The organism is Nakamurella flava (genome assembly GCF_005298075.1).
Lineage (GTDB): Bacteria > Actinomycetota > Actinomycetes > Mycobacteriales > Nakamurellaceae > Nakamurella > Nakamurella flava.
Genome location: NZ_SZZH01000001.1, coordinates 479,165 through 501,446, shown reverse-complemented (window position 1 = coordinate 501,446; position 22,282 = coordinate 479,165). Strand labels below are relative to the sequence as shown.

Below are 22,282 nucleotides of genomic sequence, written 5' to 3'. Positions count from 1 at the left end.
GCACTGGATTCCCCGGCCGGGGACCTGCCGCGGGCCCGACCACTGGACGGGGACGCCGAGTGGTACAAGCGCGCCGTCTTCTACGAGGTGCTCGTCCGGGCGTTCAGCGACTCCAACGGTGACGGCACCGGCGATCTGCGCGGGCTGATCGACAAGCTGGACTACCTGCACTGGCTCGGGATCGACTGTCTGTGGTTGCCGCCGTTCTACGACTCCCCGTTGCGGGACGGCGGCTACGACATCAGCGACTACCGCAAGGTGCTGCCGGAGTTCGGCACGGTCGAGGACTTCGTGGCCCTACTGGACGCCGCCCATGCCCGGGGCATCCGGGTCATCACCGACCTCGTCCTGAATCACACCTCGGACGCGCACTGGTGGTTCGCCGAATCCCGCCGGGATCCCGACGGGCCCTACGGCGACTACTACGTGTGGTCCGACGACGACACCCGCTACCCCGACGCGCGGATCATCTTCGTCGACACCGAGCCGAGCAACTGGACGTTCGATCCGGTCCGCAAGCAGTACTACTGGCACCGTTTCTTCGCCCACCAGCCCGACCTCAACTTCGACAATCCGCGGGTCCGGGCCGAGATGCTCGACGTCCTGCGCTTCTGGCTGGACCTCGGCATCGACGGGTTCCGGCTCGACGCCGTCCCCTACCTGTACGAGCGGGACGGCACCAACGGCGAGAACCTGCCCGAGACCCACGCGTTCCTGCGCGAGTGCCGCCGGGTGATCGACGTCGAGTACCCCGACGCCGTGCTGCTGGCCGAGGCCAACCAGTGGCCGGCCGACGTGGTCGAGTACTTCGGCGACCCGGAGGTCGGCGGCGACGAGTGCCACATGTGTTTCCACTTCCCGCTGATGCCACGGATCTTCATGGCGGCCCGGCGCGAGTCCCGCTTCCCCATCTCCGAGATCCTGGCCCAGACCCCGCCGATCCCGGCCAGCGCGCAATGGGGCATCTTCCTGCGCAACCACGACGAGCTCACCCTCGAGATGGTCAGCGACGAGGACCGCGACTACATGTGGGCCGAGTACGCCAAGGATCCGCGGATGAAGGCCAACATCGGCATCCGCCGGCGGCTGGCCACCCTGCTCGATGGTGACCGCAACCAGCAGGAGCTGTTCACCGCCATGCTGCTGTCGCTGCCCGGCTCGCCGGTCCTGTACTACGGGGACGAGATCGGGATGGGCGACAACATCTGGCTGGGCGACCGGGACGGCGTCCGGACCCCCATGCAGTGGTCGCCCGATCGCAATGCCGGGTTCTCCCGGTGCGACCCGGCGCGGCTGTACCTCCCGGCGATCATGGACCCGGTTTATGGGTACCAGACGGTCAACGTCGAGGCCCAGATGAACAGCACGGCCTCGCTGTTGCACTGGACCCGGCGGATGATCGAGATCCGCAAGCGGTCCACCGCTTTCGCGGTGGGCCGGTTCACCGATCTCGGCGGCTCGAACCCGTCGGTCCTGTCGTACACGCTGTCGGGCGAGCACTCGACGGTGCTGTGCGTGAACAACCTGTCGCGTTTCCCGCAACCGGTCGAACTGGACCTGCGCAGCTACGAAGGAGCGACTCCCATCGAACTGACCGGCGGCACGCCGTTCCCCCGGATCGGCGTGCTGCCCTATCTGCTGACCCTGCCCGGACACGGCTTCTACTGGTTCGACATCAGTGGAGGGGAGATATGAGCGAACACCACAGCCCCCACCAGTTCCCGACCGACACGGCCGTCGCCGGTCTGCTGACCGACTTCGTCCCGCGCCAGCGCTGGTTCGCGGCCAAGAACCTCGACCGCGGGCCGTTCACGATCCTGTCCCGCACGCCGATGCCCGACCAGGTGCACGGCGGTCCGATCGAGCAGCTGCTGTTCTCCGTCCAGACCCCGGTCGGCGTGCAGCGGTACCAGATGTGGATCGGCTGGGCCCCGGGTCTGCCGGACAGCGTCGGGCCCCAGGCGCACATCGGAGACGTCGCCGGACTCACCGGCTACGACGCGCTGCAGGACCCCCACGTCGCCGGGGTGCTGCTGTCGGCCATCGTCGCGGGCGCCGACGTCGGAGACCTCTCCTTCCGGTCCGAGCCCGGCGCCGACATCGACCCGACCCTGCCCGGGCTGGTCATCGGGGCCGAACAGTCCAACACGTCCATCGTCTACGGGCACCGGGCCATCCTGAAGATGTTCCGGCGCCTGGAACCGGGCCCGAACCCGGACGCCGAGATCCACCGCGCCCTGTCCGCGGCCGGTTCGGCGCACGTCGCGGCCCCGCTCGGCGAGATCACCGGTCCGCTGGCCGGCCAGACCACCACGCTCGGGCTGCTGACGGAGTTCTTCGCCAACAGTGCGGAAGGCTGGGCGATGGCCACCGCCAGCGTCCGGGACCTGCTGTCCGAGGGCGACCTGACCGCCGACGAGGTGGGCGGCGACTTCGCCGCCGAGGCCGACCGGCTCGGTCAGGCGGTGGCCGAGGTGCACGCCGACCTCGCCGCCGCGTTCGGCTCCGAGGTGGCCGATCCGGGCGAGGCGCAGCGGATCATCGGGCAGATGATCGCGTCCGCCGAGGCGGCGATCGCCCTCGTCCCCGAGCTGGCCGAGCATCGCGACGCCATCCTCGCGACCTTCCGGGCCGCGGCCGACCATCCCGACGGTCTGACCCGGCAACGCATCCACGGCGACCTGCACCTCGGACAGGTGCTCCGCACCCTGCAGGGCTGGAGCATCATCGACTTCGAGGGCGAGCCGTCCAAGCCGCTGGCCTACCGCCGGGCGGCGCACAGCCCGCTGCGCGACGTCGCCGGGATGCTGCGGTCGTTCGACTACGCCGCCCGCGGCCAGACCGTCGGCGGGGATCCGGACGACCCGGTCCAGGCCCAACACCGGTACCGGGCCGCGGAATGGGCGACCCGCAACCGCACGGCGTTCGCCGACGGTTACGCCCGGGCCGCCGGGCAGGACCCGCGCACAGCGGGCAGTCTGTTGACGGCGTTCGAGCTCGACAAGGCGATCTACGAAGTGCTCTACGAGAACGGGCACCGCCCGCACTGGGTCCCCATCCCAATGCAGGCGGTCGTCGCTCTGACCCACGCTGCCACCCCCGACGGAGGACACTCGTGACCAGCAACAACCCTTCGGACCCGACCGCCGAGACCTCCGCCGTGGGCCCGGATCCGGCGCCGGCGAAGAAGGCCCCGGCCCGCCGACGAGCCCCCGCGAAGAAGCCGGCCGCGGACGCTGCGGCCCCGGCGACGGACGCCCCGACGGACGCGGCCCCGGCCAGGAAGGCGCCGGTCCGCCGACGCACCGCGGTCAGCGCCAAGACCGCTGCCGTCGCGTCCGACACGAGTGCCGCCGCGGCCTCCGCCGATCCGGCCGCCCCTGACGCCGCCGAGGTCGTCGCCGCCCCGGCGGCGCCCGCTCCGCGCAAGCGTGCGTCCCGGGCCAAGGCGCCCGCCACGGCGGCCCCGGCCGACGCGGCCGTGCCCACCGGGGCGGACCCGGCCGACACCTCCCGGCGGGTCGCTCCCCCGGTCGGTGCCGACACCCCGCTGGCCACCGGTGAGGGCAAGGGCACCGCGGCGGACGAGATCAAGCCCGGTGGGGTCACCACCGACGGCCCGGTCGATGCGCCGACCGCTGCCGACGACGGTCCTGCCGGGCCGACGGCGGAGGACTACGAGAAGGTCATCGGCGGCGACACCCACGACCCGCACGGCATCCTCGGGGCGCACCCGCAGACCGACGGTTCGACCCTGGTCCGCACCCTGCGGCACCACGCCAAGAGCGTGACGCTGCTGCAGGAGGGCGGCGCCGAGGTGCCGTTCGAGCACACCCACGGCGGCATCTTCACCGCGCGGGTCGACGGGCCGGTCGGCGACTACCGGATCCGGGCCGACTACGGCCCGGGCGCCGTGTACGAGGTCGACGACCCGTACCGCTGGTTGCCGACCCTGGGCGAGATCGACCTGCACCTGATCGGCGAGGGTCGGCACGAGAACCTCTGGGACGTCCTGGGCGCCCACGTCCGCACGTACGACACCCCCGGCGGTCAGGTCACCGGCACCTCGTTCGCGGTGTGGGCGCCCAACGCCCGGGGCGTCCGGGTCACCGGCGACTTCGACCACTGGTCGGGCGCCGGGACACCGATGCGCTCGCTGGGCTCGTCCGGGGTCTGGGAGCTGTTCGTCCCGGGGGTCGGTGAGGGCACCCGCTACAAGTTCGCGATCCTCGGCAACGACGGCCACTGGCGGGAGAAGGCCGACCCGATGGCCTTCGCCGCCGAGGTGCCGCCGGCCACCGCCTCGGTCGTCACCAGCAGCCGCTACGAGTGGTCCGACGGCGACTGGATGGACGCCCGGGCCGGTGCGGACGTCCTCAACCAGCCGTTGTCCATCTACGAGCTGCACGCCGGTTCGTGGAAGCTGGGGCTGAACTACCGCGAACTGGCCGACGCGCTCCTGGAGGAGCTGGCCGAGACCGCGTTCACGCACGTGGAGTTCCTGCCGCTGGCCGGGCACCCGTTCGCCCCGTCGTGGGGCTACCAGGTCACGTCCTACTACGCCCCGGACGCCCGGTTCGGCTCCCCCGACGATCTGCGCTACCTCATCGACCGGCTGCACCAGGCCGGGTACGGCGTCATCCTCGACTGGGTGCCGGCGCACTTCCCCAAGGACGAGTGGGCGCTCGGCCGGTTCGACGGCACGTCGCTGTACGAGCACGCCGATCCGCGCCGTGGCGAGCAGCCGGACTGGGGGACGTTCGTCTTCGACTTCGGTCGTCGCGAGGTCCGCAACTTCCTGGTCGCGAACGCGCTGTACTGGCTGGAGGAGTTCCACCTCGACGGGCTCCGCGTCGACGCCGTCGCCTCGATGCTCTACCTGGACTACTCCCGTGAGGACGGGCAGTGGCTGCCGAACATCTACGGCGGCAACGAGAACCTCGACGCGGTCTCGTTTCTGCAGGAGACCAACGCGACCGTCGGTAAGCGCGTCCCCGGCGCCCTGATGATCGCCGAGGAATCCACCGCCTGGCCGGGCGTCACCCGGCCGACCCACCTGGGCGGACTCGGCTTCCACCTCAAGTGGAACATGGGCTGGATGCACGACAGCCTGGGCTACATCTCCCGGGACGCGATCTACCGGTCCTGGCACCACAACGAGATGACCTTCTCGTTGATGTACGCGTTCACCGAGCAGTTCGTGCTGCCCATCTCGCACGACGAGGTCGTGCACGGCAAGCAGTCGCTGTGGTCCAAGATCCCGGGTGACGAGTGGCAGAAGGCCGCCACCCTGCGGACGTTCCTGTCCCACCAGTGGGCGCACCCGGGCAAGCAGCTGCTGTTCATGGGCCAGGAGCTGGGCAACCCCTGGGAGTGGAACGACGCCATCGGCCTGCCCTGGCAGCTCAAGGACTACCCGCTGCACGCGGGGGTCCGGCGGCTCGTCGGTGACCTCAACCGCGTCTACCGGGCGAGCCCGGCGCTGTACACGCAGGACTTCTCGCCGAACGGGTTCACCTGGCTGGACGCCAACGACCGGGAGAACAACGTGCTGGCCTACCTGCGGTGGGGCAGCGACGGCTCGGTGATGGCCTGCATCCTCAACTTCTCGCCCGCCCCGCGCAGCGGCTACCGCATCGGTCTGCCGTTCGCCGGGGTCTGGCGCGAGGCGATCAACACCGACTCCGAGCTGTACGGCGGGTCGGGCGCCGGGAACATGGGCGCCGTGGTGGCCGGGGACATCGAGTCGCACGGCCAGCCGGCCTCGGCGACCATCACCATCCCGCCGCTCGGCGCCCTGTGGCTCGCTCCGGAGTCGTCGGAGTAGGCCGCGGGACCCGTCGAACGGCGAGCATGCGGGACGACGGACGGCGATCCGGGCCGGGTCGGTGGCGGTGGCCATCGACCCGGCCCGTCGCCGTGCTGCTCGCCGGTCTGCTGGCGCTGACCGGGTGCGGACCGGCTGCCCCGGACCCGAGCGGCTTCGCCGACGCGGCGAACGCGGCGGTGACGACGGTGCTGGCCGACCTGGAGGACTACTGGACGGCCACCCAGCCGACCATCGGCGGGCCGGCGTTCGTCCCGCCGGCCGGCGGGTACCACCCCGTCGACGCGGCCGCCGGCGGCGCCGGCGCCCTGTGCGTGACCCGCCCGGCGCAGATCAGCGGCAACGCCTTCTACTGCCCCGACCAGGACGGCCTGGTGTGGGACAGCTCGGCCCTGGTCCCGGTGCTGTGGGGCCGCGGTGGTGCCGGGTCGGTCGCCGCGGCCTTCGCCCACGAGTACGGCCACGCCGTCCAGGCCCGGGTGGGCCCGACCCCGGCCCAGCGGTCGGCCGACCCGGTGCGCTACCCGACGCTGCTGATCGAGGCCCAGGCCGACTGCTACGCCGGCGCGTTCCTGGCCTGGCTGCGGGACGGCGGGTCGACCCGGGAACGGCTGGACACCGCCGATCTCCTGCCGTCCCTGCAGGTGCTGTTGGACTTCCGGGACCCGGCCGGAATGGTGGCCGTCGACCCGGCCGCCCATGGCCGCGGGGTGGACCGGCTGGAGTTCGTCCTGCGGGGGTGGGGCTCGGGGGCGGCCGCGTGCCGTGCGCTGACCACCACGGACCTGCCATCGGATCGGCGGACCGAGGACGGCGGCCGGCCCCGCTACGCCGACCCAGCCGGGGCGGTCGCCGACGCCGCGCCCAGCCTGCGCCGATTGGTCACCGGGTGGCCCGGCGGTTCCGCAGCGGTGGGCGATCCACCGTCACCCGACGCGGCCGATCTGGACGCGGCCCGACCTTTCGGCCAGTTCGCCGCGGCCGCCGCCGCGGCCCTCGCCACCGGCCACGCCGTCACCGGATCCGACATCGGGGCGGCCTGTTTCGCCGGAGCCTGGACGGCGGCGGTCACCAGCGCCCCGACGACCGGGGGCCTGGGGGCCTGGGCCGGTGATCCCGACGAGGCCCTGGACCTGGTCCGTTCCCGCCCGGGCGCGACCACGGGGCAGCTCGTGGCGTTCGCGGCCGGATGGCAGCACGGGCCGGACGGCTGCCGCTGACCCCGGCCTGTCGTTCTAGTACAGCGCGGCGGCCAGCGCCCGCCGGTACTTGACGACCAGCTCGTCGTCCGGGGCGAACAATCCGAACAGCTGCAGCAGATGTTCGCGGGCAGCGGTGCGGTCCTCGCCCGCAGTGCGCCGCACGGTGGCGACCAGCCGCGCGAAGGCGGCGTCGGGCTGGCCCTCGGCGACCTGGACGTCGGCGGCGGTGCACTGGGCCGGCACGTCGTCGGGAGCGGCGTCGGCCCGGTCGAGGGCGTCGGCCGGCGCCTCGGTGACCCGGGCGAGCAGACCGGTCTGGGCCAGGGCCGCCTGCGCGTCGGCATTGGCCGGCTCGACGTCCAGGATGGATTGGTAGGCCTGCGCGGCGGCGGCGAAGTCGCCGGCGGCCAGGGCCTCCTCGGCCGCGACGAACCGTGGGTCCTCCGGCTCGGGCTCGACCTCGTCGCCGCCGGCCGCGGCCAGCGCCTCCTCGGCCGGCCGGATACCCGGCAGCTGGTCGCGCAGGGCCCCCAGGAGCTGGGCGATCCAGTCCCGCAACCGGGGCTCGGGTTCCGGTCCGACCGCGGCCACCGGCTGCCCGGCGGCCAGGGCGATGACGATCGGGATGGCCTGGGCGCCGACGGCCTGCGCGAGGGCCTGCGCGACTCGCGGGCTCGCATCGGCGTCGACGCGGGCCAGGATCCAGGTACCGCCGGCGTTCTCGGCGAGGGTGGTCAGGGTGGCGGTGAGCTGCTGGCTCTCGGCCGACCAGGAGGCGCCCAGATCGACCAGCACGGGGACGGACGTCGAGGCCTGGACGACATCGGCGAACGTCGCCTCGGTCACGTCGACGACGTAGGCGGACTCGGCGCCGGCCGTCGGGGCGGCGGACCCGGCCGCGGGCGGCCCGGCGGCGGGGCGGGCCTTCAACGCGGACAGGTCGACGGCCCCGGAGAAGGCGGCCGACATGGCCTGGGCCTGGGAGCGGGACTGCGGTCGTGACATGACTGCGATCTTCCCACGCGGGCGAAGTGACCGGCCGGCGGCCACGACCACGTGGTGGGTCAGGCGGCCCGCAGCTGGGGTCCGCCGGTGCGGGCGGCCGAACGCAGCTCGTCGGCGGTGCGCGCCACGACATCGGCGACGTCCATCTTCAGGGCCCGGCTCAACGCGGCCAGCACCTCCGACGACGGCTGCTTGCGCCCGCGTTCGATCTCGGAGAGGAAGGCCAGCGACACCTGGGCGGCGTCGGCGACGTCCTGCAGGGTGCGGGCCTGACTGCGACGCTCGGCCCGCAGCACCCGGCCGACGGCCTGACGGAACGTGAGCCGGGCCGGGACAGTGGGGGCGGCGGAGACCGGCGCGAGCACCACGGCGGCACGGGCAGCACGACCAAGAGCTGGCACCGGTGCCGTCACCGGCGTGCTCCGCTGCGCCTCGGTCTGGCCCATCCAGCCCCCTGCTCGTCCGACCGGCCCGAGAGACCGGTGTCTGGCGTTGACGCTACTTCTCCCCCGCCGACGGTCGGCAGCCGGGTTCGCTGACGGCAGAGGTGTCGACGCTCACGGGCCCGACCATCGGGTGACGTCCAGGCGGCCGGCCGACCACCGTCGGAACCGGACGGTCAGGCCCCGGCTCGCCGGGCTGGCCACAACTGCCCCCGAATCGGGAATGCCGGATTGCTACTGTGCGGTAATGACCGCGAACGTGTCCGCTCCCGCCCTGCCCTTCGATCCCATCGCCAAGGCAGCGCAGACGTGGTCCGAGCGGATCGGCACGAGCGACTCGATGGAAGCCGTCACCAACGTCATGCGGGTGCAGCAGATCCTGCAGGCGGCGGTGGACGACCGACTCAAGCGCCACGGCCTCACCTTCGCCCGCTACGAGGCCCTGGTGCTGCTCAGCTTCTCGCAGCGCGGCTCGCTGCCGATGCGGATGATGGGCGAGCGGCTCCAGTTGCACCCCACGTCGATCACCAACATCGTCGACCGCCTGGAGGCCGACGGTCTGGCTCGCCGGCTCCCGCATCCCAGCGACCGCCGCACCACCCTGGTCGAGCTCACCGATCTGGGCCGCGAACGTCTGGGCGCCGCCACCGAGGCGGTCACCACCGCCGACTTCGGTTTCGTCGGCCTGGACTCCGGAGAACTGCGGCAGTTGTCCGGACTGCTCACCAAGGTGCGCCGGGCCGCCGGCGACTTCGCTTGAGACCGGCTCCGCCCGTCCACGTCCGGGTGGGTCAGGCGGTGTCCCACCGGAAGAACCGGGTGGCCACCAGGGTGACCGCCACGGCGAAGCCGAGCATCACCACGATCGGTACCACCGCGGCGGCCGGACCCTCGCCGCGGACGAGGACGTCCTTGAGCCCGTCCACCAGGTAGGACAGCGGCAGGAACTTCGCGACGACGGTCATCCACTCCGGACCGCTGTCGGCCGGGATGAACGCGCCGGATACGAACGCCATCGGCAGCGTGATGAGGTTCGCCAGCCCGCTGCCGCCCTCCACCGTCTTCGCCACCGAGCCCACGAAGAGTCCGATGGCCAGGAACGCGAGCGTTCCGGCGATCGTCAGCGGCACGGCCATGTACCAGGCGCCGGACAGTCGCAGCCCGAGGAACGGCAGCATCGACACCCCGACGAAGAGCACCAGCTGCACCAGCGCCACCACGATGGACACGACGACCCGCGAAGCCACCACACTGACCGTCGAGACCGGGGCCAGCCGCAGCCGACGCAGGAGCTTTTTCTCCCGCCAGGTGATCAGGGTCATCGCCGCGCCGAAGACCGCGCCGATGGCGATGCCGTAACCGATCATGCCGGGCGCGATGAACTGGATGGCCTGCAGCGACTCGTCCTCGACCTGGCTGGTCTGCAACGTGTAGGTGGGCGGGGCCCCGGTGGCGGCGATGTTGGCCGCGTTGACGAACGCGTCGAAGATGCCCCGCACCGTCGCCGCGGTGACCTGGTCGGCCGAGGAGTACTGCACGGACAGGGTGTCGCCGTCCTGCTGGACGACGGCGGCCACCTCACCCTTGCGTACCTGCTCGACCGCGTCGGCCAACGAGTCGGCGCTGGTGATCTCCAGCGCCTGGCCGAGCTCCTGACGGGCCTGCGCCGGCAGCTGGTCGATCAACGGCACCGCGCCGACCTGCACGACCTTGGTCGCGGACGGCGCACCGCCGCTCAGGACGGTGCCGAAGATGAGGATGAAGAAGAGCGGGAACAGCACCGAGAAGCCGACGCTCAACCGGTCGCGGTAGAAGCCCTTGAACATGGCGGCCGACAGGCTGCGGAAGGCGCGCGGCCCACCGCCACCCCGAGGCGCGACGGTTGGCGTCGGGTGCCCGGTGGGCTGGACGGCCGGGGTGTGGGGCCGGGTGCTGGTCATGCGCGGTACTCCCGTCCGGTCAGCGCCAGGAACACGTCCTCCAGGGTGGCGCCGCGCACCTGCAGGCCGGCCAACGCGTCGGCTTCGGCCAGGGCGGCCAGCACCGGCGCGGGCCGGCGGGTCGAGAGCACGGTGCTGGCGTCGGTCGCCCCGATGTCGGGGTGGCCGTCCGCACCGCCGGGAAGCGCGGCCACCAGGGCCCGGGCCCGGTCCGGTGGGAGGGCGGCGGCGTCCACGGAGATCCGCACGGGGGCATCCAGTCGGCGGACCAGTTCGGCCGGGGCCCCGAGTTCCAGGATCCGTCCGGTGTCCATGATGGCGACCCGGTCGCACAGGAACTCGGCCTCGTCCATGTAGTGGGTGGTCAGCACGACCGTCTTGCCGCGGGCGTTGATCTCCCGGAGCAGGTCCCACAGGTTGCGCCGGGCCTGCGGGTCGAGGGCGGCCGTCGGCTCGTCGAGGAACACCAGGTCGGGGTCGTGGACCAGGGCGCAGGCGATGGACAGTCGCTGGGCCTGACCGCCGGACAGTTTCTCGGCGGGTGTCCCCGCCTTGTCCGTCAGTCCGACCAGGTCGAGCATCTCGCTGACCCGGCCGGACGGGGCGCCGTAGAGGTCGGCGAAGGTCTGCAACTGTTCGGCCGCGGTGAGGCGTTCGAAGAACGCGCTGGCCTGCAGCTGGACACCGATCCGGTCGAGCAGCGCGGTGTTCCGCGGCCAGACCGGCTGACCGAGGAACCGCACCGTGCCGCCGTCCGGTTCCCGGAGCCCCTCGAGGATCTCGAGCAGGGTGGTCTTGCCGGCCCCGTTGGGCCCGAGGATGCCGAAGAACTCACCGGCGGCGACGTCGAGGGACACGTCGTCCACGGCGGTGACCGGGGCACCCCTGCCCCGACCGCTCCCGCCGTAGCGTTTGACGACGTCTCGGGCGGTGATCGCGGCGGGCGTCTCGGTCATGCCGGTCACCGTAACAACGCCGCCGCGTCACGTTGCGGCCCGCTTGTCCGGTTCCGGGAATGATCCGGGATCACCCGGACGCCACCGGAAAGCGGGCTCAGGGTCTACCCCGGCCGGGTGGTGGCGGGACGGGAGGCCCGCCCGACCACCACCCGGCGCAGGGGCGTCAGCGGGTGAGGGTGCCCGTCTTCGGCACGGTGATCAGGACGGCGTCGCCCTGTCCGCCGCCACCGCACAGGGTGGCGACGCCGGTGCCGCCACCGCGGCGCTGCAGCTCCAGCGCCAAGTGCAGCAGGATGCGGGCCCCGGAGGCACCGATCGGATGGCCGAGCGCGATGGCCCCGCCGTTGACGTTCACCTTGTCCTCGTCCAGGCCCAGCTCGCGGATGCTGGCCAGCGCGACGGCGGAGAACGCCTCGTTGATCTCGACCAGGTCGAGGTCCTTCGGGTCGATACCGGCCTTGCGGCAGGCCTTGGCGATGGCCCGGGCGGGCTTGTCCTGCAGGGTGGAGTCGGGGCCGGCGATGGTGGCGTAGGCGCCGATCTCGGCGATCCAGTCCAGTCCCCGCTCCTGCGCGGTGTCGCGGTCCATGACGACCACGGCGGCCGCGCCGTCGGAGATCTGCGACGCGGTGCCCGCGGTGATGGTGCCGTCCTTGCGGAAGGCCGGACGCAGCTTGGCCAGCGTCTCGACCGTGGTGTCCGGACGGATCCCCTCGTCGGACTCGACGACCGTGTCGCCCTTGCGACCCTTGACGACGACCGGCTCGATCTCGGCCTTGAAGACGCCGGAGCTGACGGCGGCGGCGGCGAGCTGGTGGGAGCGGGCGGCGAACGCGTCCTGGTCCGCGCGGGAGACGAAGACGCGGTCGTTCTCGGCCTCGGTGAGCTGACCCATCGGCAGATCGGTGAACACGTCGTGCAGACCGTCATGGTCGAGGTGGTCGACCATGGTGATGTCGCCGTACTTGAACCCGGCACGGGAGTTCGGCAGCAGGTGCGGGGCCTGGGTCATCGACTCCATACCGCCGGCCACCACCGTGGTGAACTCGCCGGCGCGGATGAGCTGGTCGGCCAGGCCGATCGCGTACAGACCGGACAGGCAGACCTTGTTGACGGTGACCGCGGGCACGTCCATGGAGACGCCGCCGGCCACCGCGGCCTGGCGGGCCGGGATCTGACCGCTGCCGGCCTGCAGGACCTGGCCCATGATCACGTAGTCCACGTCGCCGGCGGGCACCTCGGCCCGCTCGAGCGCGGCACGGATCGCCGTGCCACCCAGTTCGGTGGCCGGCACCGACGCCAGCGCACCGTTGAAGCGTCCCATCGGGGTGCGAGCCCCCGCCACGATCACCGTTGATGCCATGGTTAGCAACGTAGCTCGCAGTTGCTAACCATGGCTCACGCCGCCGGCCGGCGGACCGTCAGAACGACCCGATCAGGGCAAATGCGCCGACTACTGTGAGCTAGCTCACAAATGGGTGGGCCGCCGGGAACGACCTGTTCGGCCTCGCCTGTCGGCCGGGGGGACGCCGGAGTGGAACGATGGGCCGATGAGTTCCAACGAATGGATGCCGGCCCAGATCCCGTTCGATCTGGTCCGCCGGGGATACGCACCGGACCAGGTCACGGCGCATCTGGAACGGCTCGAGTACGACCTGCGGATCGCCACCGCCAACAGCGACGCGACCAACCAGCGGCTGTCCGAGGTGACCGCGCAGCTGTCCCACGCCCAGGGCGAGGTCGACCACCTGCGCGCGCAGCTGGACCAGATGGCCCGGGAACCGGTGTCCATGGCGGGTCTGTCCAACCGCATGGAACGCATGATCCGGCTGGCCGAGGACGAGGCGGCCGAGATCCGGGCCCGGGCCAATAGCGACGCCGAGCAGGTACGCGGCTCGGCCGCCGCGATCGCCGCCCGCACCAACTCCGAACGCGAGGCGTTCGACAGCGAACGCGAGCGCACCCGGCGCCAGCTGGCCGAGCAGGTGGACCAACTGGTCACCGAGGCCCGGACGGATGCCGAGAACACCCGCGCCGCCGCCAACCGCGATGCCCACAATATGGTGTCCGCCGCGGCCGCGGAGGCCGACCGGCTGGTCACCTCGGCTCGCACCGAGGCCGAGGCCACTCTGGGCTCGGCCCGTGCGGAGGCGGACAGCACGCTGACCGCGGCCCGCACGGAGGCCACCAACACCCTGCAGTCCGCCCGCACCGAGGCCGAGCAGACGGTGACCGCGGCCCGCTCCGAGTCGGCCAGCACCCTCGGTGCGGCCCGCGCCGAGGCCGAACGGCTGGTCAGCACCGCCCGTGCCGAGGCCGAATCGCTCACCGCGGCCGCCGACGCCGAACGGCAGCGGCTGGACTCCGAGGGCGCCGCGTACCGCAAGCAGGTCGCCGAGGACTTCGAGATCGCGATCGCGGCCCGTCGCAACGAGGCGCACCAGCGGCTCACCGAACGCGAGGAACTGTCGGTCGCGGACGCCAAGCAGCGGGTCGCCGAGGCCGAGGCCGAGGCGGAGCGGCTCGTCGCCGAGGCGACCGCCCGGTCGGCGGATCTCGTCCGGCGCGCCGCGGCCGAGTCGCACCAGCGGGTGACCGAGGCCGATCAGGCCATCGACCAGCTGTCGGATCTGCGGGGACGCATCCTCGGTCAGCTCACCGATCTGCGCGGTCATCTCGGTCGGATCGACGAACTCGTCCGGACCGCACCCGCGGTCATCGAGCCGCCGGCGCAGGAGCAGGGCCGTCCGGTCACCGCGGACTTCCCGGCGGACCCGGCCGCCCGGCCCACCGGCCTGCCGGAGGACTTCGATAGCGCGGACGCCAGTGCGCCGTGGAACCAGGTCGGCGTCGACGGTCCGGGGGCCGAGGACGGCGCGCAGCAGGACGCGACGACCCCGTCGGCCGTGAGCTCCGGCCCGCCCGCCGGGTCCTCGCTGCCGGCCGTCGGAACGCCCGCGGACTCCGAGGTCACCGACACCTTCCCGGCCGTCACCGAGGAGCACCTGTCCTCGACGGCGTCCGAGCTGCCGCGTCAGCAGGGCAAGGATTCCCGGCGCGACGGCGCCACCCCGATCAGCCGCCGCTGACCGCTCGCCTCACGGAAAGAGCCCCGACCGGGTCACCGGTCGGGGCTCATTCCGTAGCGGCAGACGGTGGTCAGACCCGGTCGCCGGCCCGGACCACGTCGAGGATCTCCGGCTCGGTCTCCAGGAACAGGTCGGCCGTGCGTCCCAGCGCGAACCAGACCGCGGCGAACGCCACGACCGGCCCGACCACCAGGCCCACCCAGCCCCAGATCGGGTCGACGACGTGTGCGGCAAGGACGAACCCGGCCGCCGGCAGGGCGAGCACGGCACCGCCCACCATCAGCGACAGCGTGGCCACCGCCGTGCGTCCCTTCTGCCCCGCGACGCTGGACGCGAACATCGACTTCCGGCTCTGCGGCACGGCGTACGGCAGGCGGGCCGACAGGTACAGCGCGACGGCCAGGCTGCCGAGCACCGCGGACAGGCACAGGCCGATCGCGCCGGGCAGCAGGGCCCAGTCGTCGTAGACGGCGGCCAGGGCCACCAGCGAGACGAGGACGACGACGATGCCCAGAACGCCCGCGGCCAGGGCGTGGCCGAGGGCCTCACCCCGGGCCTTCGTACGGTCGGCGATGATCATCATGTGCAGCCAGAGCGCTGACCCGTCAATCGCGTAGATGTTGCCGGCCTGCGCCCCGACCAGCAGCGCGGCCAGGGTCACCGCGTACAGGGCCCCCGAATGGCCGATGACGATGAACGGCCAGCCGATGGCCAGCACGAGCAGCACCAGCCAGGCGGCCCGGCGCATCGGGTCCCGCCAGATGAGCAGCCGATCCCGCTGGGCGACGACCCGGGCGGTGCCGAGCAGGCCGACGCCGACCGCCGTCGACTGGTGCTCGCCGGCCGGCGCGGAGCTGGACGTCACCGACGGCACCGTCGTCAGGCTGCGCCGCAGGGCGGCCGACCACCACCACCAGGCCAGCCCCAACCCGGCCGCGGCGACCAGCACGGCAGCCCCCACCTCGATCCAGGCGCCCTGCGCGACCAGCAGCGGCAACCGGGCCAGCGCGCCGGGCGGCGACCAGGCCAACGCCGAGGCCAGCGCCGTGGCGCCGGTGGCCAGACCGGCCCCGTCGCCCCGGTTCAGGGTCCAGGTGAAGCCCATGTACAGGGCGAAGATGCCGACGCCGACGATGAGGCCGAGGTCCCGGCCGCGACGGCTGGACATCAGGGCCGACAGGGAGGTCGACAGGGCCCGCGACAGGACGACGCACAACAGCAGTTGCAGGATCGCCGCCACCAGGGCGATCGGCAGCACCGACCACGGATCGCTGATGGCCAGAGCGGCCCCGAACAGGACGACGAGGTTGCAGGCCGGCAGCAGCCCGATCAGGGAGGCGACCAGCAGGCCGCGTTGCAGCGTCGGGGCCCGGAGCGGCAGCAGCGAGAACTTGGCCGGGTCGACCGTCTCGTCGACCCCGAACGCGACCATCGGGGCGATCGCCCAGGCGACCGCCTGCAGCACGAACAGCGTGACGACGAACGTCTGCGCGACCTGCGGGACCAGGCGCAGTGAGACCAGGCCGAACACGATGAACCCGAGTACGACGACCAGCACGCCCAGGCCGACGATGATCCCGACCCGGGTGCCCCCGGAGGTGGCGCGCAGCCGGCTCGTCACCAACCGCCACTTCAGACTGGCGAAGACCCCAACCATTCGAGCCCCCCTTCCCCGACGTCGGAGGCGCCCACGATGTGCATGAAGGCGTCGTCCAGGCTCGCCGCGTCGCCCCGCACGCTGGCGATGTCGCCCGAGGCGACCACCCGCCCGTGCGCCATGACGGCGACGTGTGAACACAGCGCCTCGACGAGGGCCATGACGTGCGAGGAGAACACGACCGTGCCGCCGGCCGCGGTGTAGCGGGCCAGCACGGTACGGATCACCCGGGCCGAGACCGGATCGACGGCCTCCAGGGGCTCGTCCAGCAGTACCACCGGCGGGGAGTGCAGCAGGGCGGCGGCCAGGGTGATCTTCTTGCGCATGCCGGTGGAGTAGTCGGCGACCAGCTTGGTGCTGTCGCCCTCGAGGTCCAGGACCCGCAGCAGTTCGTCCGCGCGGCTCTGGACGGTCGCGGCCGGCATACCCCGCAACCGACCGAGGTAGCTGAGCAGCTCGGCGCCGGAGAGGCGTTCGAACAACCGCAGGCCGTCCGGCAGCACCCCCATCCGCGCCTTGGCCGTGGCCGGGTCCGACCACACATCGGCCCCGGCGACGATCGCGCGTCCGGCGTCCGGTCGCAGCAGCCCCGTCACCATCGACAGCGTCGTGGTCTTGCCGGCCCCGTTCGGCCCGACCAGCCCGAAGAACGATCCCTTGGGCACGTCCAGCGACACGTCGTCGACGACGGCGCGCCCGTCGTACCGTTTGGTCAGCCCGCGCAGGACGACGGCCTCGCCGTGGGTGGCGGCGATCAGACCGTCGGCCCCCGGGTAGGACGGCAGCTGCTGGTCGAGAAGTGGATCCCCACCCATGAACGACCTCTCACTCTTCTCGGTCATGCCAACACTGTGGCACACGCCCCCGCCTACGGTCCGAAGGGTCAGCCGGTCGGGAAGACCTCGTGCATCCACCGACGGACGAGTGCCACGAACTCGGCCGGGTCCTCGGCCGGGGGCAGGTGCCCGACCCCGGGGATCTCGTTCAGCTCACCGCGGGGCGCGGCATCGGCCATGTGGCGGGCCACGGCCGGCGGGGTGACGGTGTCCAGCTCTCCCACGATCACCAGCACCGGCACGTCGGTGTGGCCGAGCAGCAGGGACGAATCGGCGCGGGCGGCCATGGCGCGCTGGGTGAAGGCGATGGTGGCCGGCGGGACCTCGTCGACGATGGCCGCCAGGCGGTCCCGGACGTCGGCCGCGGTCCCGGGTGCGAGGAGCGGGGTGACCGCGTCGGCCCCGGGGGCGACGTCACCCCGGTCGGCGCGGTCGGCGACGTCGAGCCGACGGTGCCGCGCGGCGTCGTCGTCGGCCCCGGCCCGGGTGTCGACGAGCAGCAACCCGGCCACCCGCTCCGGGAAGCGGCGCACCAGGGCCAGGGCGACGTACCCGCCGAGCGAGACCCCGCCGATGATCGCCCGGTCGATACCCTGGGCGTCCAGGGCGGCGATCACCGTGTCGACCGCGGCGTCGAGGCTGGGTGCGCCGTCCGGCAGGGCCGGACCGGTGCCGAAACCGGGAAGGTCGGGGGTGAGCAGTGTCGTCACGGCGGCGAGGTCGGCGCGAACCGGGTCGAACATCCGCGAGTCGAGCGGGAACGCGTGCACCAGGACCAGGGGCGGAGTCATGGTCCGATCCTGCCGCAGCGGGCCTCCGGTGGGCCGGAGCCGAACGGCCGGGTCAGGCGATCGGGACGAACACGCTGAGCAGCAGCCAGGTCACCACGGCCGAGGGCAGCAGCGAATCCATCCGGTCCATGATGCCGCCGTGACCGGGCAGCAGCGTGCCCATGTCCTTGACCCCGATGTCCCGCTTGATGAGCGATTCGGCCAGGTCACCGCCCGTGGCGACGACGGCGACGACGAGCCCGCTGATCAGGCCGTGCCACCAGCTGCCGTGCAGCAGCAGGCTCAGGCACAGCGCGCCGCCGATCATGGCACCGGTGACCGACCCCGCGAACCCCTCCCAGGACTTCTTGGGCGAGATCGTCGGGGCCATCGGGTGCTTGCCGAACAGCACACCGGCGGCGTAGCCGGCAGTGTCGGAGGCGACGACCATGATGAGGAAGGTGAGGATCCGGCCGGGACCGTCCGGGGGCGCGACCATCATCGTCGCGAAACTGGCGAACAGCCCGAGGTAGACAGCGACGAAGCTGGACGCCGCCACGTCGGCGAGGTAGCCGTCGGCGCCGCGCCCGAACCGCCACCCCATGCAGGCCAGGACGGTCAACGCCACGCCGAGCCCCTGGGCGGTGTGGCCGTACGGCCACGCCAGAACGACGGTGGCGGCCGCCCCGACGGCCAGCGGCACCCAGGTCAGCCGGATACCGCGGGCCTTGCTCAGGGTCTGGTGCAGTTCCCAGACGGACGTCACCACCGCGGCCGCGACGATCACCACGAACAGCTGCCGGTAGACCAGCAGGGCGGCGATGATGACGCCACCCAGACCCAGCCCGACGGCCAGGGCCATGGGCAGGTTGCGACCGGCGCGGGACGACCGCGGCGGGTCGGCGGGGGTGGCGGGGTCGGCGCTCATCGTCGGGGTGCGGATCCGATCTGCGGGAGGTGGGTCGAGGCGGCGCCGGGTGGTCCCCGACCGATCCGGGCCCTCAGACCTCCAGCAGCTCGGCTTCCTTGTTCTTGACCAGCTCGTCGACCTGTCCGACGTAGCGGTCGGTGGTCGACTGCAGTTCCTTCTCGGCCCGGGTGACGTCGTCCTCGCCGACCTCGCCGTCCTTGACGAGCTTGTCGAGGGTCTCCTTGGCCTTCCGGCGGATGTTGCGGATGGAGACCTTCGCATCCTCGCCCTTGGCGCGCGCGGTCTTGCCGAGCTCACGCCGCCGCTGCTCGGTGAGCTGCGGGAAGACGACCCGGATGACGATGCCGTCGGTGCTGGGGTTGACACCGAGATCCGAATCGCGGATGGCCTTCTCGACGGCGGAGAGCTGGCTGGCGTCGTACGGCTTGATGACGGCCATGCGGGCTTCGGGGATGGTGATGGTCGCCATCTGGGTCAGCGGGGTCGGCGCACCGTAGTAGTCGATGCTCACCCGCCCGAACATGTTCGGGTTGGCCCGGCCGGTCCGCAGGGTGGCCAGGTCGTCCTTGGCCACCGAGACGGCCTTCTCCATCTTCTCCTCGGCGTCGAAGAGCGTCTCGTCGATCATGCCCAGTACCTTTCCTGCAGAGATGTCGTGCCGAGCGTCGGGGAACGGCTCTCGGTCACCCTAGGCGTCGGACCGGCCGACGGCGGGACGTGGGGTGTGCACCAGCGTGCCGATGGCGGCCCCGCGGACGGCCTTGTCGATGTTGCCGTTCACCAGCAGGTTGAAGACGATGATCGGCATGTCGTTGTCCATGCACAGGCTGAACGCGGTCGCGTCGGCCACCTGCAGGCCCCGTTCGAGCACCTCACGGTGGGTGATCTCGGTGAACATGGTGGCGTCGTCGAACTTGCGGGGATCACGGTCGTAGACGCCGTCGACGGCCTTGGCCATCAGGACGACCTCGGCGCCGATCTCCAGCGCGCGCTGCGCGGCCGTGGTGTCGGTCGAGAAGTACGGCATGCCGACGCCGGCGCCGAAGATGACGACCCGGCCCTTCTCGAGATGCCGTTCGGCCCGCCGCGGGATGTACGGCTCGGCGACCTGGCCCATGGTGATGGCGGTCTGCACGCGGGTGTCGAGATCGTGTTCGCGCTCGAGGAAGTCCTGCAGCGCCAGGCAGTTCATGACCGTGCCGAGCATGCCCATGTAGTCGGCGCGGGAACGGTCCATCCCACGCTCGTGCAGCTGGGCGCCGCGGAAGAAGTTGCCACCACCGATGACGACCGCGACCTGCACCCCGTCGGCGGCGACATCGGCGATCTGGTCGGCGACGGTGGACACCACGTCCGGGTCGACGCCGACGTCCCCGCCACCGAACATCTCGCCGCCCAGTTTCAGCAGCACCCGCCGGAAGGGGCGTCGAGGGTTCAGTTCGGACATCCGGATCCTCCAGTCGACGTCGAGCACGGCGCCGCGACGAGCGGCGCCTCCATCCTGCCGGTCGGGCCGGCCCGGACCACCATCGAGAGGGGTCCGGGCCGGCCACGGTCCACCGATCAGGCGGTGCCGACCTCGAAGCGCACGAAGTCGGTGACGGTCACGCCGGCGGCGTCGAGCACCTTGCCGACGGTCTGCTTGCTGTCGCGGACCGAAGCCTGCTCGACCAGCACGGACTCCTTGAGGAAGCCGTTGACGCGACCCTCGACGATCTTGGGCAGCGCCGCCTCCGGCTTGCCCTCCTCGCGGGCGGTCGCCTCGGCGATGCGCCGCTCGGACTCCAGGACCTCGGCCGGAACGGCGTCCCGGGTCGGGTACTTGGCCTTGAGCGCGGAGATCTGCATCGCCGCACCGCGGGCCGCCTCGGCGGCCTCGTCACCGGTGCCGGTGTAGGAGACCAGCACGCCGATCGACGGCGGCAGGTCGGCCGACCGCTTGTGCAGGTAGACCGCGGTGTCGCCGTCGTAACGGGCGACGCGGTTGAGGACCAGCTTCTCGCCGATCTTGGCCGAGAGCGCGTTGATCGCGTCCTCGACGGTGCCACCCTCGAGCGGGGCGGCCAGCAGCGACGCGACGTCGGCTTGACCCTGCAGACCGGCCGCGGCGGCGGCGATCTTGGTGGCGAGCTGCTGGAACTCGTCGTTCTTGGCGACGAAGTCGGTCTCGGAGTTCAGCTCGATGAGCGCGTTGCCGGAGGCCGCGACCATGCCCTCGGCGGCGGTCCGCTCGGCGCGCTTGCCGACATCCTTGGCTCCCTTGATGCGGAGCTCCTCGACGGCCTTCTCGAAATCCCCGTCCGAGGAGTCCAGAGCCTTCTTGCAGTCCATCATTCCGGCGCCCGTGAGGTCACGGAGCCGCTTGACATCAGCCGCGCTGAAGTTCGCCATGGTCGGCGCAATCCTTGTCTGCTCGTGTCCACGCGAAACGGTGGACGATGCTGGTCTGGCTGGTGCCCGCCCGTCGAGCCGACGGCGCAGACGCGCAGCCCATGGTGGCCCGGACCGTTCAGGGGCCGGGTATGGGCAGGCCGGCCCGCCCCCGGAATTCACCGGGACGGACCGGCCGGCCATCAGTTGTTGGCGCCCGACTGCTCGTTGGCGACGACCTCGGTCACGCCGGCAGCCGCGTCGGCCTCGACCTGGTTGGCGGCCACGGCAGCGGCTTCGCTCTCGCCGCGTACGTCGGCGATCGGCGCGTCAGCCGCGGCGGCCTCGGCCTGACCGGAGGCGAGCAGCTCGCGCTCCCACTCGGCCAGCGGCTCCTCGGCGGTGGCGGCACCGGAGGCACCCCCACCGGAGCGGGCCAGCAGACCCTCGGCCACGGCCTCGGCCACGACCTTGGTCAGCAGCGCGGCGGAGCGGATGGCGTCGTCGTTGCCCGGGACCGGGTAGTCGACCTCGTCCGGGTCGCAGTTGGTGTCGAGCACCGCGACGACCGGGATGTTCAGCTTGCGAGCCTCGCCGACGGCGATGTGCTCCTTCTTGGTGTCGACGATCCACACCGCGGACGGCACCTTGGCCATGTCGCGGATGCCACCGAGGGTCTTGCTCAGCTTCTCCTTCTCACGGGTGAGGAGCAGGACCTCCTTCTTGGTGCGACCGGCGAACTCGCCGCTGGTCTCCATGGCCTCGAGGTCCTTGAGGCGCTGCAGACGCTTGTGCACGGTGGAGAAGTTGGTGAGCATGCCGCCCAGCCAGCGCTGGTTGACGTACGGCATGGAGACGCGGGTCGCCTGCTCGGCGATGGCCTCCTGGGCCTGGCGCTTGGTGCCGACGAAGAGAACGGTGCCGCCGTGGGCGACGGTCTGCTTGACGAACTCGTAGGCGCGGTCGATGTAGGACAGCGTCTGCTGGAGGTCGATGATGTAGATGCCGTTGCGATCCGTGAGGATGTAACGCTTCATCTTCGGGTTCCAGCGCCGGGTCTGGTGTCCGAAGTGGACACCGGCATCCAGCATCTGGCGCATTGTGACGACGGCCATGTGGGCGCGCGTCCTTTCCTTCTGGCGCGCGCGGGCCCATCGGCACCGCGGCGCGATTGCGGTTGTCGCCCGGCGCCGGGTGGCGGCGAGCCCTGACGCCCTCGGTGCGCACCACCCGGGACCGGCATCCGCCGGGAC

Annotated in this window: 19 protein-coding genes and 1 pseudogene; 6 read left to right on the top strand and 14 right to left on the bottom strand. The window is 72.0% G+C overall.

Annotated elements, in window-relative coordinates; all coding sequences use genetic code 11:
- The first annotated feature begins 3 nt into the window (after positions 1-3).
- The 4 genes from treS (at position 4) to FDO65_RS02305 (ending at position 7,047) form a co-directional block, all read left to right on the top strand.
- A complete protein-coding gene (treS, locus tag FDO65_RS02320; RefSeq protein WP_205849923.1) occupies positions 4-1,695 on the top strand; it encodes a maltose alpha-D-glucosyltransferase in 1,692 nt (563 codons plus the stop codon).
- Complete coding sequence (locus tag FDO65_RS02315; protein ID WP_166442005.1) at positions 1,692-3,119, top strand: maltokinase N-terminal cap-like domain-containing protein; 1,428 nt, start codon at positions 1,692-1,694, stop codon at positions 3,117-3,119. The genes treS and FDO65_RS02315 overlap by 4 nt, the downstream gene beginning before the upstream one ends.
- 470 nt (positions 3,120-3,589) lie before the next feature.
- Complete coding sequence (gene glgB / locus FDO65_RS02310) at positions 3,590-5,827, top strand: 1,4-alpha-glucan branching protein GlgB (protein WP_166442122.1); 2,238 nt, start codon at positions 3,590-3,592, stop codon at positions 5,825-5,827.
- A 26-nt stretch (positions 5,828-5,853) separates the two neighbouring features.
- Positions 5,854-7,047 carry a neutral zinc metallopeptidase gene (locus tag FDO65_RS02305; protein ID WP_137447863.1) on the top strand — a complete coding sequence of 398 codons (1,194 nt, stop codon included), beginning with the start codon at positions 5,854-5,856 and terminating at the stop codon, positions 7,045-7,047.
- A gap of 15 nt (positions 7,048-7,062) precedes the next feature.
- On the opposite strand, the gene FDO65_RS02300 is transcribed toward FDO65_RS02305, so the two are convergent.
- Together FDO65_RS02300 and FDO65_RS02295 are read right to left on the bottom strand one after the other, a co-directional pair.
- Entirely contained in the window at positions 7,063-8,034 is a 972-nt protein-coding gene (locus tag FDO65_RS02300; protein WP_137447862.1) for a tetratricopeptide repeat protein, read from the bottom strand.
- Between the two features lie 59 nt (positions 8,035-8,093).
- Entirely contained in the window at positions 8,094-8,402 is a 309-nt protein-coding gene (locus FDO65_RS02295) for a helix-turn-helix domain-containing protein (protein WP_166442004.1), read from the bottom strand.
- Positions 8,403-8,724: 322 nt separating this feature from the next.
- Between FDO65_RS02295 and FDO65_RS02290 the strand changes: the two genes are divergently transcribed.
- The gene (locus tag FDO65_RS02290) at positions 8,725-9,237 is read left to right on the top strand and encodes a MarR family winged helix-turn-helix transcriptional regulator (RefSeq protein ID WP_205849730.1); all 513 of its coding nucleotides are present in this window, start codon (positions 8,725-8,727) and stop codon (positions 9,235-9,237) included.
- 31 nt (positions 9,238-9,268) lie between these two features.
- Here the strand turns inward: FDO65_RS02290 and FDO65_RS02285 are convergent, their stop codons facing one another.
- From FDO65_RS02285 to FDO65_RS02275, 4 genes and pseudogenes are all read right to left on the bottom strand, one after another.
- Positions 9,269-10,417, bottom strand: coding sequence for an ABC transporter permease (locus FDO65_RS02285; RefSeq protein ID WP_240757373.1), 1,149 nt, complete (start codon positions 10,415-10,417; stop codon positions 9,269-9,271).
- Positions 10,414-10,923, bottom strand: coding sequence for an AAA family ATPase (locus FDO65_RS23250; RefSeq protein ID WP_476739042.1), 510 nt, complete (start codon positions 10,921-10,923; stop codon positions 10,414-10,416). Before FDO65_RS23250 ends, FDO65_RS02285 begins: the two co-directional genes overlap by 4 nt.
- Positions 10,921-11,286, bottom strand: a pseudogene (locus FDO65_RS23245) (ATP-binding cassette domain-containing protein); the annotation flags it as partial. The gene FDO65_RS23250 and the pseudogene FDO65_RS23245, both read right to left, overlap by 3 nt.
- Positions 11,287-11,539: 253 nt before the next feature.
- A complete protein-coding gene (locus tag FDO65_RS02275; protein ID WP_137447859.1) occupies positions 11,540-12,739 on the bottom strand; it encodes an acetyl-CoA C-acetyltransferase in 1,200 nt (399 codons plus the stop codon).
- 187 nt (positions 12,740-12,926) lie between these two features.
- Between FDO65_RS02275 and FDO65_RS02270 the strand changes: the two genes are divergently transcribed.
- The gene (locus tag FDO65_RS02270; protein WP_137447858.1) at positions 12,927-14,465 is read left to right on the top strand and encodes a coiled-coil domain-containing protein; all 1,539 of its coding nucleotides are present in this window, start codon (positions 12,927-12,929) and stop codon (positions 14,463-14,465) included.
- Positions 14,466-14,535: 70 nt separating this feature from the next.
- Here the strand turns inward: FDO65_RS02270 and FDO65_RS02265 are convergent, their stop codons facing one another.
- From FDO65_RS02265 to rpsB, 8 genes are all read right to left on the bottom strand, one after another.
- Complete coding sequence (locus FDO65_RS02265; RefSeq protein WP_205849729.1) at positions 14,536-16,122, bottom strand: hypothetical protein; 1,587 nt, start codon at positions 16,120-16,122, stop codon at positions 14,536-14,538.
- Positions 16,098-16,964 (bottom strand): ABC transporter ATP-binding protein, encoded by an 867-nt coding sequence (locus FDO65_RS02260; protein WP_240757372.1) that lies wholly within the window; start codon positions 16,962-16,964, stop codon positions 16,098-16,100. Before FDO65_RS02260 ends, FDO65_RS02265 begins: the two co-directional genes overlap by 25 nt.
- 41 nt (positions 16,965-17,005) lie before the next feature.
- Entirely contained in the window at positions 17,006-17,749 is a 744-nt protein-coding gene (locus FDO65_RS02255) for an alpha/beta fold hydrolase (protein WP_137447856.1), read from the bottom strand.
- 52 nt (positions 17,750-17,801) lie between these two features.
- Positions 17,802-18,656, bottom strand: coding sequence for a phosphatidate cytidylyltransferase (locus FDO65_RS02250; protein WP_137447855.1), 855 nt, complete (start codon positions 18,654-18,656; stop codon positions 17,802-17,804).
- Between the two features lie 73 nt (positions 18,657-18,729).
- Positions 18,730-19,287, bottom strand: coding sequence for a ribosome recycling factor (gene frr, locus FDO65_RS02245; protein WP_137447854.1), 558 nt, complete (start codon positions 19,285-19,287; stop codon positions 18,730-18,732).
- Positions 19,288-19,347: 60 nt separating this feature from the next.
- Positions 19,348-20,106: a UMP kinase gene (gene pyrH, locus FDO65_RS02240; RefSeq protein ID WP_137447853.1), complete on the bottom strand. Its 759-nt coding sequence runs from the start codon at positions 20,104-20,106 to the stop codon at positions 19,348-19,350.
- A gap of 116 nt (positions 20,107-20,222) precedes the next feature.
- The gene (gene tsf, locus FDO65_RS02235; RefSeq protein WP_137447852.1) at positions 20,223-21,050 is read right to left on the bottom strand and encodes a translation elongation factor Ts; all 828 of its coding nucleotides are present in this window, start codon (positions 21,048-21,050) and stop codon (positions 20,223-20,225) included.
- Between the two features lie 182 nt (positions 21,051-21,232).
- The gene (rpsB, locus tag FDO65_RS02230) at positions 21,233-22,144 is read right to left on the bottom strand and encodes a 30S ribosomal protein S2 (protein WP_137447851.1); all 912 of its coding nucleotides are present in this window, start codon (positions 22,142-22,144) and stop codon (positions 21,233-21,235) included.
- Between the last annotated feature and the right edge of the window lie 138 nt (positions 22,145-22,282).

What these genes read in the sequence shown, in the direction of transcription:
- FDO65_RS02315 (WP_166442005.1), top strand. Translation starts at nt 1,692, where the DNA reads ATGAGCGAACACCACAGCCCCCACCAGTTCCCGACCGACACGGCCGTC.
- FDO65_RS02305 (WP_137447863.1), top strand. Translation starts at nt 5,854, where the DNA reads ATGCGGGACGACGGACGGCGATCCGGGCCGGGTCGGTGGCGGTGGCCA.
- FDO65_RS02300 (WP_137447862.1), bottom strand. Translation starts at nt 8,034, where the DNA reads ATGTCACGACCGCAGTCCCGCTCCCAGGCCCAGGCCATGTCGGCCGCC.
- FDO65_RS02290 (WP_205849730.1), top strand. Translation starts at nt 8,725, where the DNA reads ATGACCGCGAACGTGTCCGCTCCCGCCCTGCCCTTCGATCCCATCGCC.
- FDO65_RS02285 (WP_240757373.1), bottom strand. Translation starts at nt 10,417, where the DNA reads ATGACCAGCACCCGGCCCCACACCCCGGCCGTCCAGCCCACCGGGCAC.
- FDO65_RS02275 (WP_137447859.1), bottom strand. Translation starts at nt 12,739, where the DNA reads ATGGCATCAACGGTGATCGTGGCGGGGGCTCGCACCCCGATGGGACGC.
- FDO65_RS02270 (WP_137447858.1), top strand. Translation starts at nt 12,927, where the DNA reads ATGAGTTCCAACGAATGGATGCCGGCCCAGATCCCGTTCGATCTGGTC.
- FDO65_RS02265 (WP_205849729.1), bottom strand. Translation starts at nt 16,122, where the DNA reads ATGGTTGGGGTCTTCGCCAGTCTGAAGTGGCGGTTGGTGACGAGCCGG.
- FDO65_RS02260 (WP_240757372.1), bottom strand. Translation starts at nt 16,964, where the DNA reads ATGACCGAGAAGAGTGAGAGGTCGTTCATGGGTGGGGATCCACTTCTC.
- FDO65_RS02255 (WP_137447856.1), bottom strand. Translation starts at nt 17,749, where the DNA reads ATGACTCCGCCCCTGGTCCTGGTGCACGCGTTCCCGCTCGACTCGCGG.
- FDO65_RS02250 (WP_137447855.1), bottom strand. Translation starts at nt 18,656, where the DNA reads ATGAGCGCCGACCCCGCCACCCCCGCCGACCCGCCGCGGTCGTCCCGC.
- frr (WP_137447854.1), bottom strand. Translation starts at nt 19,287, where the DNA reads ATGATCGACGAGACGCTCTTCGACGCCGAGGAGAAGATGGAGAAGGCC.
- pyrH (WP_137447853.1), bottom strand. Translation starts at nt 20,106, where the DNA reads ATGTCCGAACTGAACCCTCGACGCCCCTTCCGGCGGGTGCTGCTGAAA.
- tsf (WP_137447852.1), bottom strand. Translation starts at nt 21,050, where the DNA reads ATGGCGAACTTCAGCGCGGCTGATGTCAAGCGGCTCCGTGACCTCACG.
- rpsB (WP_137447851.1), bottom strand. Translation starts at nt 22,144, where the DNA reads ATGGCCGTCGTCACAATGCGCCAGATGCTGGATGCCGGTGTCCACTTC.